Annotated in this window: 11 protein-coding genes; 5 read left to right on the plus strand and 6 right to left on the minus strand. The window is 45.4% G+C overall.

What is annotated here, in order from left to right; genetic code table 11:
• The first annotated feature begins 1 nt into the window (after position 1).
• Complete coding sequence (locus tag PO830_RS08605) at positions 2–1,537, plus strand: glycine--tRNA ligase (RefSeq protein ID WP_272853136.1); 1,536 nt, start codon at positions 2–4, stop codon at positions 1,535–1,537.
• 120 nt (positions 1,538–1,657) lie between these two features.
• Entirely contained in the window at positions 1,658–3,499 is a 1,842-nt protein-coding gene (locus PO830_RS08610; protein WP_272853137.1) for a T9SS type A sorting domain-containing protein, read from the plus strand.
• A 41-nt stretch (positions 3,500–3,540) separates the two neighbouring features.
• Here the strand turns inward: PO830_RS08610 and PO830_RS08615 are convergent, their stop codons facing one another.
• Entirely contained in the window at positions 3,541–3,915 is a 375-nt protein-coding gene (locus tag PO830_RS08615; RefSeq protein WP_272853138.1) for a hypothetical protein, read from the minus strand.
• 229 nt (positions 3,916–4,144) lie between these two features.
• Here PO830_RS08615 and PO830_RS08620 point away from each other — a divergent pair, with 229 nt between their 5' ends.
• A complete protein-coding gene (locus PO830_RS08620; RefSeq protein ID WP_272853139.1) occupies positions 4,145–7,075 on the plus strand; it encodes a proprotein convertase P-domain-containing protein in 2,931 nt (976 codons plus the stop codon).
• A gap of 51 nt (positions 7,076–7,126) precedes the next feature.
• Here PO830_RS08620 and PO830_RS08625 read toward each other — a convergent pair whose 3' ends face one another.
• Positions 7,127–10,543, minus strand: coding sequence for a hypothetical protein (locus PO830_RS08625; RefSeq protein WP_272853140.1), 3,417 nt, complete (start codon positions 10,541–10,543; stop codon positions 7,127–7,129).
• 123 nt (positions 10,544–10,666) lie between these two features.
• Here PO830_RS08625 and PO830_RS08630 point away from each other — a divergent pair, with 123 nt between their 5' ends.
• Together PO830_RS08630 and PO830_RS08635 are read left to right on the plus strand one after the other, a co-directional pair.
• Positions 10,667–11,431, plus strand: a complete 765-nt coding sequence (locus PO830_RS08630) for an exodeoxyribonuclease III (protein ID WP_272853141.1) — start codon at positions 10,667–10,669, stop codon at positions 11,429–11,431.
• 10 nt (positions 11,432–11,441) lie between these two features.
• Entirely contained in the window at positions 11,442–12,401 is a 960-nt protein-coding gene (locus PO830_RS08635) for an OmpA family protein (RefSeq protein ID WP_272853142.1), read from the plus strand.
• Here the strand turns inward: PO830_RS08635 and PO830_RS08640 are convergent.
• The 4 genes from PO830_RS08640 to PO830_RS08655 all read right to left on the minus strand — a co-directional run bounded on the left by PO830_RS08640 (position 12,398) and on the right by PO830_RS08655 (position 17,524).
• A complete protein-coding gene (locus PO830_RS08640) occupies positions 12,398–13,762 on the minus strand; it encodes an acyl-CoA dehydrogenase family protein (protein WP_272853143.1) in 1,365 nt (454 codons plus the stop codon). The genes PO830_RS08635 and PO830_RS08640 overlap by 4 nt on opposite strands.
• Positions 13,763–13,834: 72 nt before the next feature.
• Complete coding sequence (locus PO830_RS08645; RefSeq protein ID WP_272853144.1) at positions 13,835–14,944, minus strand: M23 family metallopeptidase; 1,110 nt, start codon at positions 14,942–14,944, stop codon at positions 13,835–13,837.
• A gap of 35 nt (positions 14,945–14,979) precedes the next feature.
• The gene (gene radA / locus PO830_RS08650; RefSeq protein WP_272853145.1) at positions 14,980–16,341 is read right to left on the minus strand and encodes a DNA repair protein RadA; all 1,362 of its coding nucleotides are present in this window, start codon (positions 16,339–16,341) and stop codon (positions 14,980–14,982) included.
• A 28-nt stretch (positions 16,342–16,369) separates the two neighbouring features.
• Positions 16,370–17,524, minus strand: coding sequence for an alpha/beta hydrolase (locus tag PO830_RS08655; RefSeq protein WP_272853146.1), 1,155 nt, complete (start codon positions 17,522–17,524; stop codon positions 16,370–16,372).
• Positions 17,525–17,554: the final 30 nt, after the last annotated feature.

Consider the following 17,554-nt stretch of genomic DNA (forward strand, 5'->3'; position numbering starts at 1 on the left):
CATGGCAAACAACGACGATCAATTTAAGAAAGTGGTATCCCACGCTAAGGAGTACGGATACATCTTCGCTTCCAGCGAAATTTATGACGGTTTAAGTGCCGTATACGATTATGCGCAAAACGGAGCCGAACTAAAAAAGAACATCCGCGAATACTGGTGGCGAAGCATGGTGTACATGCACCAGAATATTGTGGGTATCGACGCGGCAATATTGATGCATCCCACCACCTGGAAAGCCTCAGGTCACGTAGATGCGTTTAATGATCCTTTGATCGACAATAAAGATTCTAAAAAGCGCTACCGAGCTGATGTCTTAGTGGAAGATTATGCGGAAAAGCTAGAACAAAAGGCGCAAAAGGAGATTGCCAAAGCACAAAAACGATTTGGTGAGGCCTTCGACGAAGCACAATTTGTCACTACCAACCCAAGAGTATTGCGATACAGAGGGGAAGCCAAAGCCGCAGTGGAGCGGTTAGCGCGTTCGTTGGAAAAGGAAGATCTGGCGGATGTAAAAGCGTTGATCGAAGAATTGGATATTGCGGATCCCGAAACCGGAAGTAAGAACTGGACAGAAGTTCGACAGTTCAATTTAATGTTTGGAACCAAATTAGGAGCTTCCGCAGAAAGCGCTACCGATCTCTACTTGCGTCCCGAGACCGCACAGGGCATTTTTGTTAATTTCTTAAACGTTCAGAAAACCGGTAGGATGAAAATTCCTTTCGGAATCGCACAAACCGGAAAGGCCTTCAGAAATGAAATTGTGGCGCGTCAGTTTATCTTTAGAATGCGCGAATTTGAACAAATGGAAATGCAATTCTTTGTACGCCCAGGGGAAGAGCTCAAGTGGTATGAATACTGGAAGGAAACGCGACTCAAATGGCATTTGTCTCTCGGGATGGGTAAAGAGAACTACCGTTTTCACGATCATGAGAAATTAGCGCACTATGCCAATGCTGCCGCCGATATTGAATTCAACTTTCCGTTTGGATTCAAAGAGTTGGAAGGCATTCACTCCAGAACCGATTTTGATCTAAAGGCGCACGAACAATACAGTGGAAAAAAATTACAATTCTACGATCCTGAATTACAAGAAAACTATGTGCCTTACGTAGTTGAAACTTCCATAGGGCTGGATCGTATGTTTTTGGCGGTGCTCAGCAATTCGCTCGAAGAAGAAACGTTAGACGATGGTAATACCAGAACCGTGCTTAAACTTCCCGCTATATTGGCTCCGGTAAAGGCTGCGGTGCTTCCGCTGGTAAAAAAAGACGGACTTCCAGAGATCGCTCAAGAAATTATAGACGAACTACAATGGGAACATAATGTGGTGTATGATGAAAAGGATGCGGTGGGAAGACGGTATCGTCGTCAAGATGCTGCCGGAACTCCCTTCTGCATTACAGTAGATCATCAAACGCTGGACGATCAAACGGTAACACTGCGCCATCGCGACAGCATGGAGCAGGAACGCCTCCCTATTTCTGAACTTGGAAGTAAAATTTCGGAAGCAGTTTCCTACAAAACGTGGTTGGCGTAGAGAATACCTTCTCAAAAACCCGATCTTACTGCGTTAAAGACGGTTGAAAACTGGTCTAGGTTAAAGATTTAGTGTATTTTTAACACGAATTAATAACTCTTTAACTAAAAAACTATCGAAATGAAATTTACTAAGTATGCAGTGGCGATGCTATTCCTGTTATCTTTTGGAATGGTATCAGCACAGGATTCAGTAGGTCCTTCTGAGGTTGGACTTATTGAGGGGCCGATCGTGGTGCCTAGTATCGCAGAACAGATGCGAAACGGATCCTTTCAAGAGGCGGATAATACACTAAAGGAAGGACATCCGAAACGTAGACATGGTAACCCAGTAGTGCCTGGAAAAGGCATGCCTAAAGGCGATGATCCATTAATAGGAACACAGGCGAGAGCGCCACAACGCGATCAGGGTACCATTCTTTTGGAATTTTTAGCAGACGTTTCACAAGCAACGCCTTCTGACCCAACCGGAGCAGCAGGACCAAATCACTATGTGGCCGCTTGGAACTCCGCTTTCAGAATTTTTGATAAAGATGGGAACCCTCTTACGTCGGAAGCGTCTTTGGCGACTATTTTCCCAGGGAACGCTATTGGAGACCCCATCGTATTTTACGATGCGGTAGCAGATCGATTTGTGATTACGGAATTCGATAATAACCCGAACGGCTTCAACGTAGCCGTATGTCAAGGACCAGACCCTGTTAACGACGGATGGTTTGTATATACCACTGGTTTCGGAACAGGATCCTTCCCTGATTACACGAAATTTGCTTCTTTTGGAGATGTGTATATGGTTACAGCTAATATTAATAGCGGGAACCGTGTATTTGCAGTAGAAAGAGATGAAATGTTGCAAGGTAATCCGGCGCAGTTCATCGCATTCCCACTTCCAGGAATCAGTACGTTTGGATTCTACAGCCCACACGCGTTTCACACTACCGACGACGAACAAGCGCCTCCGGGAACACCTGTGCCAATTGTTTATATGCAGGATGATGCATGGGGTGGTGTTTCAGACGACCACTTGAAAATTTGGAGTGCAACCGTTGATTGGGATACGCCCGCTAACTCTTCCATTTCTGCGGCACAAGAAATTACTGTTGCCGATTTTACCGGCGTTTTTGATGGAGGTTCTTTCTCGAACCGTCCTCAAGGAGGTGGTGTAGATATCGACGTACTTCAAGCAACCATGATGAATCAGGTGCAATACCGTCGTTTTCCAGGATACAACTCTGCAGTGATGAACTTCGTTGTAGACGTAGTAGCCGGCGGTGGAGAGAAAGCAGCGATTCGCTGGTATGAATTACGTCAGGATGCCGATGGTGATCCATGGACAATTTTCCAAGAAGGAACCTATGAAGCTCCAGACGGAAAGGACGCCTATTCAGGAACCATGGCTATGAACGGTGATGGAGACATTGCGATTGGGTACTATACTTCATCGAGCACAGATAGAATTCAGATGAACTTTACAGGACGTTTCGCAGAAGATGCCCTGAATGTGATGACCGTTGATGAAACGCCATTAATTTTAAGTACCAATGCGAACCCGAGTAACCGTCTGGCAGATTATACGCATCTAACGGTAGACCCTTCAGATGATATGACTTTTTGGTATATTGGAGAGACGTTCAATCCAGTTCGTCGCGACCAAGCATTTCACTTCAGCTTAGAGCCTGAGTTTAGTGTAACCGACAATCAGATTTCGAATGCTGACATGCAAGTGATTACCCTTCCGAATAATAAATTCGAAGTAATATTAAATACTAGCTTCGACGGAACGGTTGCCATGAGCGTTATCGATATTCAGGGAAGAACCGTCATTTTCAATAACTTGAGCAAGGATGGTCCTGCTTACAAGCAAACGATTGATATGTCGTATGCGGCAAGCGGAGTATACTTAGTGAAGATTGGAAGTGAGGAAGCAAATGCTTTCCAAACAGCGAAAATCATCGTGAAGTAAGCACACGGTTTTAGAAGATTATTTAAGGAGAGGAGTATATGTTACTCCTCTCTTTTTTGTATCGCTACGACGTTCACAGGATTCGCCTTTTCACAGCGATTCATCATGCGCATGCCTGCGTATTGTACCCATACTTTCATGCCATCCTTTTTGTAGGACTCCTCTAAATTTACAGGGTCAAGAAAATACGAAGGCTCATCATTCTCAATTTGAATAGTATATGGGCAGTCTTCTTCCGCTTGAGAGTACACAATCGTTCCGGCCTTAAAGCCTTCTTCCATCATTTTTTTTGCGGTAGCATTTTCAGTCATAGCATCATTAGATTTTGGAGCCTCTGATGTGTTTTTGGTAGCATCACATTGAGCCAAAAAGAAAACAGACACTAATACACAGGTGGTTTTTAACATTGTGGTCATAATACACGTTGGTTTGGTTTGATACAAGGTAATTTACAAATAATGTGCCAGCCGCTTGCGACAAATTATTCGCTCCTCCCTTTAAATTTAACAATAATTACAATACACGTCTTTTAAGAGGCTGATATACAAGTATATATGATGAAAGTTAAAAGATTGGTAAAAATTGACAATCCTTCGCGGGTATTGTATTTTAGAAAACTTAATTGTTAATAAAAATTTAAACCGAATGAAATTTAATTACTTAATTGCATTGCTTTGCTTTTTTACGCTTTCAGCAGTGCATGCACAACAAAAAGAAGGCCCTATGTACACGGGTACTGTAGGTGACATGCAATATGTGCCCTCGATCGCCTCTCGCGCAAACTTAGCTCCTGCTATTACAGTAGATAAGGAAGCTCAAGACGGTCGATCTTCACGACCAGAAGTCGTGCCGGGAAAAGATCCCCAAGTAGAAGATGATTTCTTCGCTCGGAATGCACACCGCCTTGCAGGAAAAATCCCAGCCAAAGCACCTATTCTCGTGTTCGATGCTGCACAATCCAGTTCACAACCCACAGACCCTTCGTTGGCTGTTGGACCCGATCACGTGTTTGTGGTTTTCAACACAGGTTTCATCATTTATGATAAGGATGGTAACGCATTAACAGGCCAGATTTCACCGAACCCAACTATTTTCCCGAATGGGGGTTGTTGTGACCTTACTGTATCTTACGATAGTGCGGTAGATCGCTGGGTGCTTTCCTTCCTAGGAGGTGGGGCACAGATTGCAGTATCGGATGGACCAGACCCAATTAACGATGGATGGTTCACCTATACCATTCCTCAAATCAACGACTATCAAAAATTGTCGGTTTGGAGTGATGGGTACTACATTACAGACAATACCAGTTCTACCAACAAGGTTTGGGCACTAGAGCGTGATGAAATGCTTGCAGGGAATCCTTCGGCACAAATCCTTGGATTCAATCTACCGGGTATCGTAACCAGTGGATTCTTTAGTCCGCAGGCTTTGAACGTTACCGATGACACTATGCCCGCAGCGGGTGGTGCCACCATTCTATATCTTCAGGACGATGCTTGGAGCGGAGTCACCGAAGATCACGTTAAATTATGGACCATCGATGTTGATTGGACAACTCCAGGAAACTCTACGGTTTCAGCGCCTACCGAACTTACAGCCACTCCGTTTATCTCTGTTTTTGACGGAGGTAGCTTCTCTAACTTGACGCAGCCCGGTGGTGGTGTTGCCATTGATGCATTACAGGCTACCATCATGAACCAGGCGCAATTCCGAAAGTTCGGAACACACAATTCGGCGTTATTCAATTTTGTGATTGACGTGGACGCTTCTGGTGGAGAAAAGGCAGCTGTACGTTGGTACGAACTACGTCAGGACGATGATAACCAACCATGGACTGTCTATCAGGAAGGTACCTACGTGGCGCCAGACACCCCTTCAGGTGGTGAAAAGCACGCTTGGCATGCGAGTATGATGATGGACCTCTTCGGAAATATCGGAATGGGATATTCAGGTATGACCGTAGATCCTAACGATCCTAACCCAGTGCGTGTGAGCTCCTACTACACAGGGCGTTTCGCAGGAGATCCATTGGGAACCATGACGGTAACCGAAGAACTAATCGCAAACGGAAATCAAAACATTCCTGGACTTCGTTACGGTGATTACAGCAAAATTGACATCGACCCAAGTAATGATAAAACATTTTGGTTTATCAATGAATACATGAACAGTGGTCGTAAAGACGTTGTGGGAGTATTTCAAATTGCACCCGACTTTAATAACGACTTAGGAGCTATTAATATTGACGAGCCTAATGACGGACTTCTTACCGCTATGGAAGAAGTGACCGTAACTATTTTCAACTTCGGCTTAGATCCACAATCTAATATTCCATTGACCTTATCGGTTGACGGTACTACGATTGCCACGGAAACCTTTACCGGAACGATCGCTTCGGCCACTTCCGAGCAATATACCTTTACCGCTACCGTAGATCTTTCTACTGAAGGAGAAACTTATGAAATCTCTGTAGCTACCGGGTTGCCTACAGATGAAGACAATTCGAATGATACCGTTCTGAAAGAGGTAACGCACATTTTTGCAAACGACCTTGGGATTACTGAAATTACCGCTCCAGAAAGTGGAGAAGGACTAGGTGTAGAACCTGTCACGGTGACCATCGAGAATTTTGGAGGTGCCATTCAATCTGGCTTCGATGTTTCTTACAGCATTGACGGTGGCGCTGCTGTTACTGAAACCGTTGCAGGACCTATCAACCCTGGAAGTACGCTGTCGTACACCTTTACCCAGAACGCGGATATTTCTGGCGTAGGATCGTATGAGTTTACCGCTTCTACAGAATTGGCTGGAGATGCCGTAGGTGCCAATGACAGCACTGTCAAAACTGTAGAGAACATCGCTTGTCTTTCAGATGACAACGACACCAACTTCCCAATTGGACCTGGCGCAGGAACCACCACAGAGTCGGTTATTACATACACAGACGATTTCTTAATCAATGATGTGAATGTAACATTGAACCTTACGCACACGTTCACGGGAGATCTTGATATTTTCTTGGAAGGTCCCGATGGTACCATCGTAGAGCTTTCTACCGATAATGGAAGTAGCGGCGATAATATGATCAACACTACGTTCGATGATGACGCCGCCGATCCAATTACGGGAGGTACGGCGCCTTTTACAGGTTCGTTCCGTCCAGAAGGGAACTTGTCTGATTTCAATGGTTTGCAGTCAGCGGGTGATTGGACGCTTCGTATTACCGATGACGCCAACCAAGATGGAGGTCAGTTGCAAGATTGGACGCTTCAAATTTGTAGTGATGAGTTGTTCGACATTGTAACACCTGGCTTTACGGATGGTTCTGAATTGATTATTACCAATCAAGGAAATGATCAGTACCAGTTGCAGTTACTTACCACGCAAGTAACCGAACGCTTAGAGCTTACCGTGATGAACATGCTAGGACAAACCCTGTTGAGTCGTCGTATTGACAATGAAACCGGAAACGGTTACGAATACAATCTTGATATGTCTTATGTGGCTTCAGGAGTGTACATCGTACGTATCGGTAACAAAGACTTTGGAAGTGTGAAACGAATCATCGTTCGCTAAACCAATTTCTATTGATAACAAAAAGGCGCTCCACCTGGAGCGCCTTTTTTATTAGAAAAAGGCTCGTAATTGGACGCTTCCGGTATGAATGGTCTTCGTGTTCTCACTTTTTCTTCCGAAGTAAGAGATATTGGCATCTAGATATTTCGTGATTCGCTTCTGAAATAATACATTCCAGGTATAATTCGTGCCCGGCTGCAAGCCTTCCAGCATTTGATAGGCCACAGGAGAAAACGCACTTCCCGAGAAATCATTGTCAATATACTTAAACTCTCCGTTGATGGAGATTTTCTCCACATTGTTGTAAGCAAATGAGACCCCTATATTCTGCTGAAGTAATTCTTCTTCCAATCCCAAAAGATTCTCTTTCTGTACCCACTGATAAAAAACATCGAATCGTGTTTGTTGGCTTGCTAGAAAGGAAAGCTTCGGAAACACATCCTTGGTGTCGAGTTCGTAATTGCGATTGGTAAAATTTTCGCTGATACTTTCATTGGTGCTCAGCGCTCCTTTCAGATTTAGCAACCATTGCTCCCAAAACTTATGGTTGATATTGAGCTGATGACTTTTCAGCTTTTGTGTTTGTAATCCTAACGAGAGTAAGTTGCTGCTCGAGGAACTTAAATAGGTATAGCTGGTCGTAAAGCGCTGCTTCCCTCGGTTAAAGAAAAGGGCGTTTCTAAAATTTAAGGAAAGGCCCAACGGCGCTTCATCACCTTCGTCAAACGGATTGATATTGAAATTATCCCCACGACGGCGGATCTTGCGATCCACTATGTAGGAGGTCTGATTGTAAAAATGAGATAACACCTCGCGGAATCCTCCTTCACTAGCCCACGATTGCGGGTTCAAGGTGAGCGTCTGACTGAAGGAGTTGTTCCTGATCTTTACAAAAATTTGATTGGGAAGCAACACCCGCACATACTCTGCTTGGTCCTGGAATTGCGCTACTTCAAATTCGTTTAATTCCTGCACGCCATTCCCGTTGTAATCTTGCCAGGCAAATACCCCTTGTCCAGGTTCGGTTTTTACATAGGTGAATTCTTGCTGCGGAAGCACCCCGTTGCTCGATTCTAAGGTTGTGTTTAAGCGGATGCCTCCCTGAAAGAGCTGCTGGTTGTACAAGAGTCGCGTATTCAAGGTCTTTTCATCGGTCAGACTATCTCTGGCGTATTGCAACTCCCGGTAATTGGCAAATAAAGACAATCGAGTATTGCTATTGTTTATTAGCCTTGATTTCAAATACACATTATTAGAACGATTCACTTCCTGCAAGCGATTGTTTTGAACACTGTCGTTAATGCGATACACATAGCCCACTTCCGCAAATACCTTTGTACTATCACCTACTCCAGTAAAGACTTGGTATTGCTGGAACCGTTGGCTTACCGGGGTTAGACTATCATTACGAACCACGCGCACTTGATTGTTCTCCCCGCTTACTTTTCCACCAACCCAGGCTTTATTGAACTGATATCGGAGCACCGTGTGCGCCCGTGTAAATTTCGAATCTAAAGAGTCGCCAGTACTGTTGAGATGACTTCCATTGGCAATGACATCCAGCTTGCCAAATTTCCATCGCCCATTGACGACATGCCGGGTTCCTTGAAAATTATCAGAAAACCGCAAATGTTGTAGTTCGTATTGGGCCGCACCATTCTTGAGCTGCAGTGCTTCCAAGCCGGCCTTGACAAAGGTTTGATCTCCCGTAGGGTTCACTAAGTTCCAATCTCGCGTAAATTCGATGTTATAGAGGCGCTCCACGGTTCGAAAATCCCTGGCGATATAGTCAATAGAACCGGTGGCGTTAACTCGTAAGGAATCAGACGTGGTGAAGAGACGCTGATTCCCAGCCACGCGTCCCGCAAACCCGTCGTTATTTCCATCATCAATATCTGAAAACAGGTTAAGGTCATTCTGACTCCCCGCCAGTTCAAAGCCTATATTGGTCTTGGGCGAGGGATGGTAATTTCCGCGAACACCCCCTATTTGAAGTTTCACCGGTGCTTGGAGTCGGATGATAGGGGCGTAATTCCCCTGAGGAACCCCGTTCACAGTAGGGATATATTCAAAAACACGACTGATCGTACTTTCGTTGCTAAGCACATAATCCCCTTGATTGGGCCCTACCAACGAAAATCGAACAGAGAACAGCTCATCGTCAGGATTGGTGGAAAATACAAATACTTCTTCTCCATTGATGAGCTCCTTTCGATAGAGAATTTTATTTTCTGAAAAAGTGTCTGGAATGGCAGAGGGCGCTGTCATTAGATCCATATCATCCCCCGCTTGTTGCAAAATGTCCACTTGCTCTTCGGAAAGGTTTTGCTGTAAGGGTTGATTTTTGGCGTCATTTTCAGTATACACATAGACGCCTAGATCTAGTTTTTCACTGCTATGATTTCCGCCACCATACCCTATAAAGCGGGTGTAGCTGCGATCGGTATATTGATACTCGACGGTAATCCGCATGTTCGCTGTGATAGGATAGGTGGGGTTAAACCGAATTTCTCCCGCGTTGTAATCAATGACATAATCTTCATTTTCACCGCGATTCAGCAATAAGCCGTTTACATACACGCGCTCGCTTCCGGATACGATGAGGATGAATAACTCTCCGTTGGGTCCCACCAATTTATACGGACCCTGATTCCCTTCTTCTCCCACAAACTGACTACGCTGAAAGATACCTCGCACCAAGGCACCCGAAGCGAATGCTGAGGTCTGACTCCCATTGTCGTGTACTACGGTGCCGCCCAACGAAATTCCCTGTACCTTTTTGGTAAATTTTCCGAAGTAGCTGTCATTATTCTGAAGATCCACATCGCCTGCGCGGATATTCCAGCGTTCGCTAAAGAGTTCGATAAAGATCTCATCAAATTCGTCCAAACTTTGTGAATAGCCTCCTTCTTGCGTCGGAATGTTAGCATCCTGTATGGAAGCCCGTATGGAAACCTTATCATTCAGTTTTCCGGTGATCTGAAGGTCTAATTGCGAATTCACCACCGCATTTTGATTGTTCCCGATCGTCACCCCGCGGGTAATGCTGCCCACCGAATTGAGTCCGTCGAAGGGCGTGAAGTTGGTCTGGGTATTATCGGTCTGAAGACTATATAATTTGTCTAAAGCCCCAGTGTTTTCAACGATAATATTTCGGTCGAGTTCAAAATAGCGCTTCCGAAGATATTCGGGATACGGCAAGTAGGTTACTACCAACGAGTCGTAGACGGCTTTGGTACGTTCCGAAATGTAGATCTTTCCTTTTTTGAAGTCAACTGCATACCCCAGCGAATCGATGCGATTCCCTTGGGTGTCGGTAATGGCAAAGGCTGTTGGATTGATTCCAACGCTATCAATGACCAGCGTGTCGCGTACGGCCAGCGTGTTTCTCTTGAGTGAAGAGGATACCTCCTGCGTCCAACCCAGTGAGGCGGTGCAGCATAGCAATAAAAACAGGAAGTACTTCATTATCTATAGAACTAGCGGAAGGGCTTTTTATTTTGTTGATTCTTTCTTGAAAACCTTTCAGCCATTTCGATCGGTAAAAATACGATGTTATTTAATTTAGCCACAGCGACAAAAAAGTATCTTATGAAGGTGATCTCATATAACGTCAACGGCATTCGCGCCGCCATGCGCAAAGGATTTTTAGAATGGTTAACATCGGCCAACCCCGACGTGGTTTGCCTACAAGAAACCAAAGCCATGGAAGACCAGGTAGATATTGAAGCGATTGAAGCCGCGGGCTACCCTTATCACTATTGGTTCAGCGCCAAGAAGAAAGGGTATAGTGGCGTTGCCATATTATCTAAGAAAGAACCCAATCATGTGGAATACGGAACGGGTATTGACTATATGGATGATGAAGGACGCAATGTTCGTGTGGATTTTGAGGAGCTGTCCATTATGAGCCTGTACCTGCCCAGCGGCACTAATATGGCGCGGTTGGAACATAAATTAACCTATATGGATGATTTTCAGCAATACATAAATCAGCTTCGGGAAACCCACCCAAATCTTTTGGTCTGTGGAGATTATAATATTTGTCATGAAGCCATCGATATTCACGATCCTGTACGCAACAAGAACGTGTCGGGTTTTCTTCCCGTAGAGCGCGAATGGATTGGAAACTTTATTGATAGTGGTTTTATCGACAGTTTCCGCCACTTCAACAAAGAGCCACATCATTACACCTGGTGGAGCTACCGTGCCAATGCACGCAATAATAACAAAGGCTGGAGAATTGATTATCACATGGTGGCAGAACCCTTGCAAGAAAATCTGAAACGCTCCGTTATATTATCCGAAGCCAAACACAGTGATCACTGTCCGTTATTGGTTGAATTTGAATTTTAAACGCTACCCCATGAACACGCTGTACAAAGGATTATTGCTCCTCCTACTTGCCTTCACCGGAATCTCTTGTGTGAGTTCCCAATTATACGAAGACCTCAAAGCGCAGAATGAGCGACTAAAAGCGGAGAACGCCTCGCTAATGTCGCAATTGGATGGTCGCTCCGGAAAGGGAGAAGGCTATCGCGTTGAGCAGTTGGAAGAAACCATTAAAAACTTAAAGGCTGAAAACACACAGTTGGCGATGGACTTAGAAGCCGTTAGTGGAAACTTAAACCGACTGCAAGCGTCCTACGATGCGCTGGAAGCCAACAGTTCTTCCGCCCTTACTGAAAATTTGGAGCGCAACCGAAACTTGCTCAAGCAACTGGAGGCCAAAGAAAAGGCCTTAGCGCTCGAAGAGCAGCGCCTCAGCACACTTCAGAAAGAACTTGAAGCCCGTTCTCAACGTGTAGCAGAATTGGAAGGAATCATTGCGAGCAAAGATGCCAAGATGCGTGCCCTAAAAGATGCGATTTCTGCAGCCCTCACACAATTTGAAGGAAAGGGGCTAACCGTAGAGCAACGCGATGGGAAAGTGTACGTTTCTATGGAAAACAAATTGCTTTTTGAAAGTGGAAGCTGGGCTGTGAATGCAAGAGGTAGAGAAGCAGTCGTGGCGCTTGGTAAGGTGTTGGCCGACAATCCAGAGATAGCCGTCTTAATTGAAGGCCATACCGACAATGTGCCGTATTCAGGGAATGGTAACATTCAGGACAATTGGGATTTATCCACCAAGAGAGCGACCGCAATTGTGACCATCCTCACTACAAACAATCAGATTCCAAAGGATAATCTAACCGCAGCAGGAAGAGGAGAATATGCGCCGATGGCTCCTAACACCACTTCAGAAGGAAGAGCCAAGAACAGACGTATTGAAGTGATCTTAGCTCCAAAATTAGATGAGATCAATCAGTTGTTGAGCGATATTTAACTTACAAAGGCGCTATAGCCCGTGATGGCGCGTCCTACGATCAAGGTGTTGATTTCTTTGGTGCCTTCGTAACTGTAAATCGCCTCGGCATCGGCAACAAAGCGCGCCACATCGTGGTCTAAGAGAATACCGTTTCCGCCCATGACTTCGCGCGCCTGACTTACCACATCGCGGGTTCTCATACTACAAAATACTTTGGCCAAAGAAGCGTGTTCATCGGTTAACAAATCGGCGTCTTGCAATTCTGAAAGTCGGAAACACAAGGTCTGCATAGCGGTTAAATTGGAAAGCATCTCGACCAAGTGATTTTGAATCAACTGAAAAGAGGCAATAGGTCTTCCAAATTGTTCACGTTTTTTCGTGTATTTCAAGGCGCTTTCATACGCGCCTCGTGCACACCCGACTGCTTGCCATGCCACTGCGGCACGCGTCATTTTCAACACTTTTGCAGTGTCTTTGAAAGAATCACATTTTTGTAGGCGATCACTTTCCGGAACGCGGCACTCGGTCATGGTGATCAAGGCATTCTGAACGGTACGCAGTGCCATTTTATCCTCCATTTTTTCCGCCACAAACCCAGGATTTCCTTTGCGTACTAAAAACCCTTTCACACGTCCGCTTTCTTCATCTCGAGCCCAGATAATAGTAACATCCGAAAAGGTCGCATTACCAATCCATTTTTTCTGTCCATTCAACACCCATTCGTCTCCTTCTCTTCTACACGTAGTGCCCAGACCGCCCGCAACGCCAGATCCTACTTCAGGTTCGGTTAATCCAAACGCGCCAATTTGTTCCATTTTTTGCATCTTCGGAAGCCATTCTTGCTTTTGCGATTCACTTCCGCAGAGATAAATAGAACCCATGGCCAACCCACTGTGAACCCCAAAAAAAGTAGAAATGGAAACGTCAATGCGTGCGAGCTCCATCGCAATGATCCCTTCCATCAAAAAGGTTTGCTCGTCGGGGCCAATTCCATCGTATGCGATACCACAGATATCCAATTCGGCCATCTTCGGAATGATTTCATGTGGAAACTCTGCCCGGTTCCAATAATAATTGGCAATGGGCTTCACTTCCTTCTCCATGAAATGTCGCACCTTTAACTGGATTTCACGTTGCCTTGGTGTGAGTTTCCGACTCAAATCATAGAAATCACCATCGATAGGGGGTAGTTGATGTTGTCCTTTCTTCCCCTGGCTTTTTAGCATTTTCATTAAGCCTTTCAATTGTCGGTCATCCAATTCCCCTACAGCGCTCATCACTTCGGAAAGATCTACCTTCTGGGATAATTTTCCCAGGGCATCGAGGTCCACCGTTTTCATTAATTGAAAGGTCTTTTTGATTTTTGAGAATACAGACATGGTTGCGAAACTTTAGTTGGAATCTAAAGATAACGTGTCTACATGCTACTTGCGCTTAACGAAAAGTTAATTCTACGGAAGCAGTTCCAGCAGCGATCGATGCATAAACCCGCCAACACTGTCTTGCAACTTAATGTGATACCAGTTCTCTGTCTGTCCATAGACGGCTACAGTATCTCGTTGCCTCAAGCCTGCAATTTGATTGAATTTTGTACTTGGGCCCGTACGGAGCTCGGCGTTATTCCTACCGATACGAGCCGCGGTTTCAACGCTTTTGATGTTTTGTTCAGGTATCTTCTGCTGAGCTACAAACGGATACGGATTCACCGCTCCGGAATACCCTTTATAAATTCCAAAATGTAAATGAGGAGCCGTGGTTCGCGCGTTTCCGCTATTCCCCACAAAACCTAAGGTGTCACCCACTTTTACACGCATACCGTTGCGAACAGCGATGCTGTCTAAATGGGCGTAGTAGAGCGAGGCACCAAATAGTCCATCGCGCAACCACACTTGCTTTCCTCCCAGTCCGCGTTTCCCCGTGGAACTCACCCTGCCATCAATGGCTGCCACCACGGGTGTGCCTCTTGCTGCAAAAATGTCGATCCCTTCGTGGGACCGCCTTCCGCCGTCACGCGCTGCGCCCCAAAAGCTTTGCACATTGCGGTTGTCGGCACCCGCCACGGGAAAGGCATAACTGGGTTGGGTGTACATCTGGAGCTGAAAGTTCCCGCTAGCGTATAATTCGGGTTGAATCACAACCTTTAAGGTATCGGTACGTTCGGCTAGGTAGGTGAAGGTATTGTTATTTTCTTCAGAATAAACCACCGGGTCTTTTTGATCTTTTCGAAACGCGTCTAAAAAGAACTGAAGGCTATCGGGTTTTGAAACTACCGTAACGAAAAGTCGCTCTCCTTGCTGAATCAAAACATCATAGGCAAATGCCTTGATGTTAGGTGCTTGTAATTGTCCCGATAAGGAAAAGGGTAGGGGAGCCTCGAGGCTGTCTTGTTGGGAAGATTGATACATGGCTACCCATTCTTGATAGGCGATATTCGTTTCGTCAAAACGTCGTTCATACACCTCTCTAGGGGTGGGTTGCGTAATGACGTCTGTGGCTTGTTGTATTTGTTTGCAGCTTACCGCCAATAGGGCGAGAAGCAGGCAGGTACATAGATTCTTCATAGCACCCATACGTTAGCAGAAATCGTACCAATTTGTTAGCCAAAAAGATGTCGAACCACATCGTGTACTTTCCCCACCTTAATGACCTGAATATCGGGGTATTTCTTAGAGAGTTTGCAGTATTTGGAAATAATAATAGCGCGAAACCCTAATTTTTCTGCTTCCGAAATACGTTGTTCTACACGCGTTACAGGCCGAACTTCACCCGCTAATCCAATTTCTGCGGCAAAGCACAGCTGCTTGTCGATGGCCATGTCAATATTTGAGGAAAGGACTGCTCCTACAACGGCCAGATCTAAGGCAGGATCGTCAACAGAAATACCTCCGGTGATGTTCAAGAACACATCTTTGGCACCTAGTTTAAAGCCGGCACGCTTCTCGAGTACGGCCAGCAGCATATTTAAACGTTTGCTATTGTACCCGGTAGCACTGCGTTGGGGCGTTCCGTACACGGCAGAACTTACGAGGGCTTGAATTTCGATCATCAGGGGTCGCATCCCTTCTAAGGTAGCTGCAACCGCCGTTCCGCTGAGGTCTTCATCATTTTTTGATAGTAAAATTTCAGAGGGGTTGGCCACTTCTCGCAATCCGTTGCCCAGCATTTCGTAGATGCCTAATTCGTGGGTGCTTCCGAAGCGATTCTTATGGGCACGCAGAATACGGTACACATGATTTCGATCGCCTTCAAATTGCAGCACCGTATCTACCATATGTTCAAGAATCTTGGGTCCTGCGATTTGACCGTCTTTGGTGATATGGCCTATCAATACAACGGGCGTATGGGTTTCTTTCGCAAACTTGATAAGCTCTGCGGTCGTTTCGCGAATTTGTGAAATGCTCCCGGGACTGCTATCAATTGCATCGGTGTGAAGCGTTTGAATGGAGTCGATAATCACCAAATCTGGGGCTACCGCTTCTATTTGCTGAAAGATTTGTTGTGTTTGAGTTTCCGTTAGAATAAAACAATGTGCGGCATCGGGTTGAATGCGCTCGGCACGCAACTTTATTTGTTGGGCACTCTCTTCCCCCGAAACATATAAGGTCTTTCGCTTCCATTGGAGCGCCACTTGTAACATTAAGGTACTCTTTCCAATACCGGGCTCTCCGCCGAGTAAGGTTAATGAGCCGGGCACGAGCCCGCCTCCCAGCACGCGATTCAATTCTTCGTTTTGAGTGTTGAAGCGGGCTTCGGTGTGCGCGTCAATTTCTTGAATACGCTGTGGCTTTGGACGTCGCTGTTGTTTCGCTTCTGAAGATTTCCAGGAAGTACCGGAAGCCTTCTGAACCACCTCTTCGGCAATGGTATTCCACTCTTTGCAAGAACTACATTGACCTTGCCATTTCGAGAATTGGCTGCCGCAATTCTGACAGAAGAAAGCTGTTTTTGTTTTCGCCATAACCGTGGTTGGGGAGCTGTTTCAGTAATTAAAATCCAAAATCCTCTTTGATGCGATCAGCCCGATCTAGCATGAGGTCTACCGTGATAAATTCAACTTCCTCTTTGTCAAATCCGCCCTGATAGGTTCGCATTGCTTTTTTCGGATCACCCGTTTCCTCATAAAACCGCGCCATATAATAATCGCCTAATACCGTATCTGGGTATTGGCGCTGGGCCATGGAGGCTATGTCGCGTAAGGCCTCCCACTGGCTCTTTTTTTCCGCAGCCGTGGCTACGGCAATAAAATCGTTAATACGTATGGGATTCGACAGGCCAAAAAGTTCTTCAATGGTTGTGTATTTTTCCTTTAGGTACTCGTTAACGGGCGTTTCCAACTTCATGACCACATCATTAAATTCAGTTTTGCTAATGGGGCGGTAGACTGAGAATATTTTCTCTAAGGCGTTTGGGATACCATGCCCAACTAAAGAATAATGGGTAGCTCCCTCAAAATTGTCGAAGTAATAGGAGAAATTTTCAGAGCTCAACGGACGCAAGCGCGCGTCAAGTCCTTTGGATATTTCCTGAAGGTCTTTCACATCGTCGGTTCCTGTGGCGAGATAATAGAAGGTTTTAGTTTCTATCGAAGGAATACGTTCCGGCAGTCGTTCGTCCATTAAGGGAGCGAGATCCGGACTCAAATTTATGTAACCGTTGAGAAGCGGTGGGTCTTTAAAAAGATAATAATTCAAAAAGTTGGCGGTAAAATCATGGCCCACACCAATCACAAATTGTGCGGTGCGATAATTTTCATCAAGATATTGAATGAGTTCCATCCCAATAAATTCGAAGAATTTCGAGCCGGTGTCTGAGGGGAAGAAGGTGGTGTCGTCATAATCGCAGTCGTCATATCGCTGGTCTCCCTGCATAATACCAACCACCAACGATTCTGGCATATCTTCCCAATAGCTGAAATAATCTACATTTCCGGCAACGGGCTCAAAGAGATAATTTCCGTCCAAGACGACCACGATAGGATATACCTTCTCGGTATTGGTCTCGTAGTCACGCGGCAACTGAATTTTCAGCTTGCGATCTTGATCCATTTTAGCGGAATAAAACGTTTCATAGATAATTCGGGACTGTCCGCTAGCTATCGAAATACAAAAAACCGTGAATAGGAAAAGAGAAAACTGCTTCATAGGGCCTCAATGTTAGTTGCCGAAAGATAC

This window comes from Altibacter sp. HG106, assembly GCF_028561755.1.
Taxonomy (GTDB): Bacteria; Bacteroidota; Bacteroidia; order Flavobacteriales; family Flavobacteriaceae; genus DFVG01.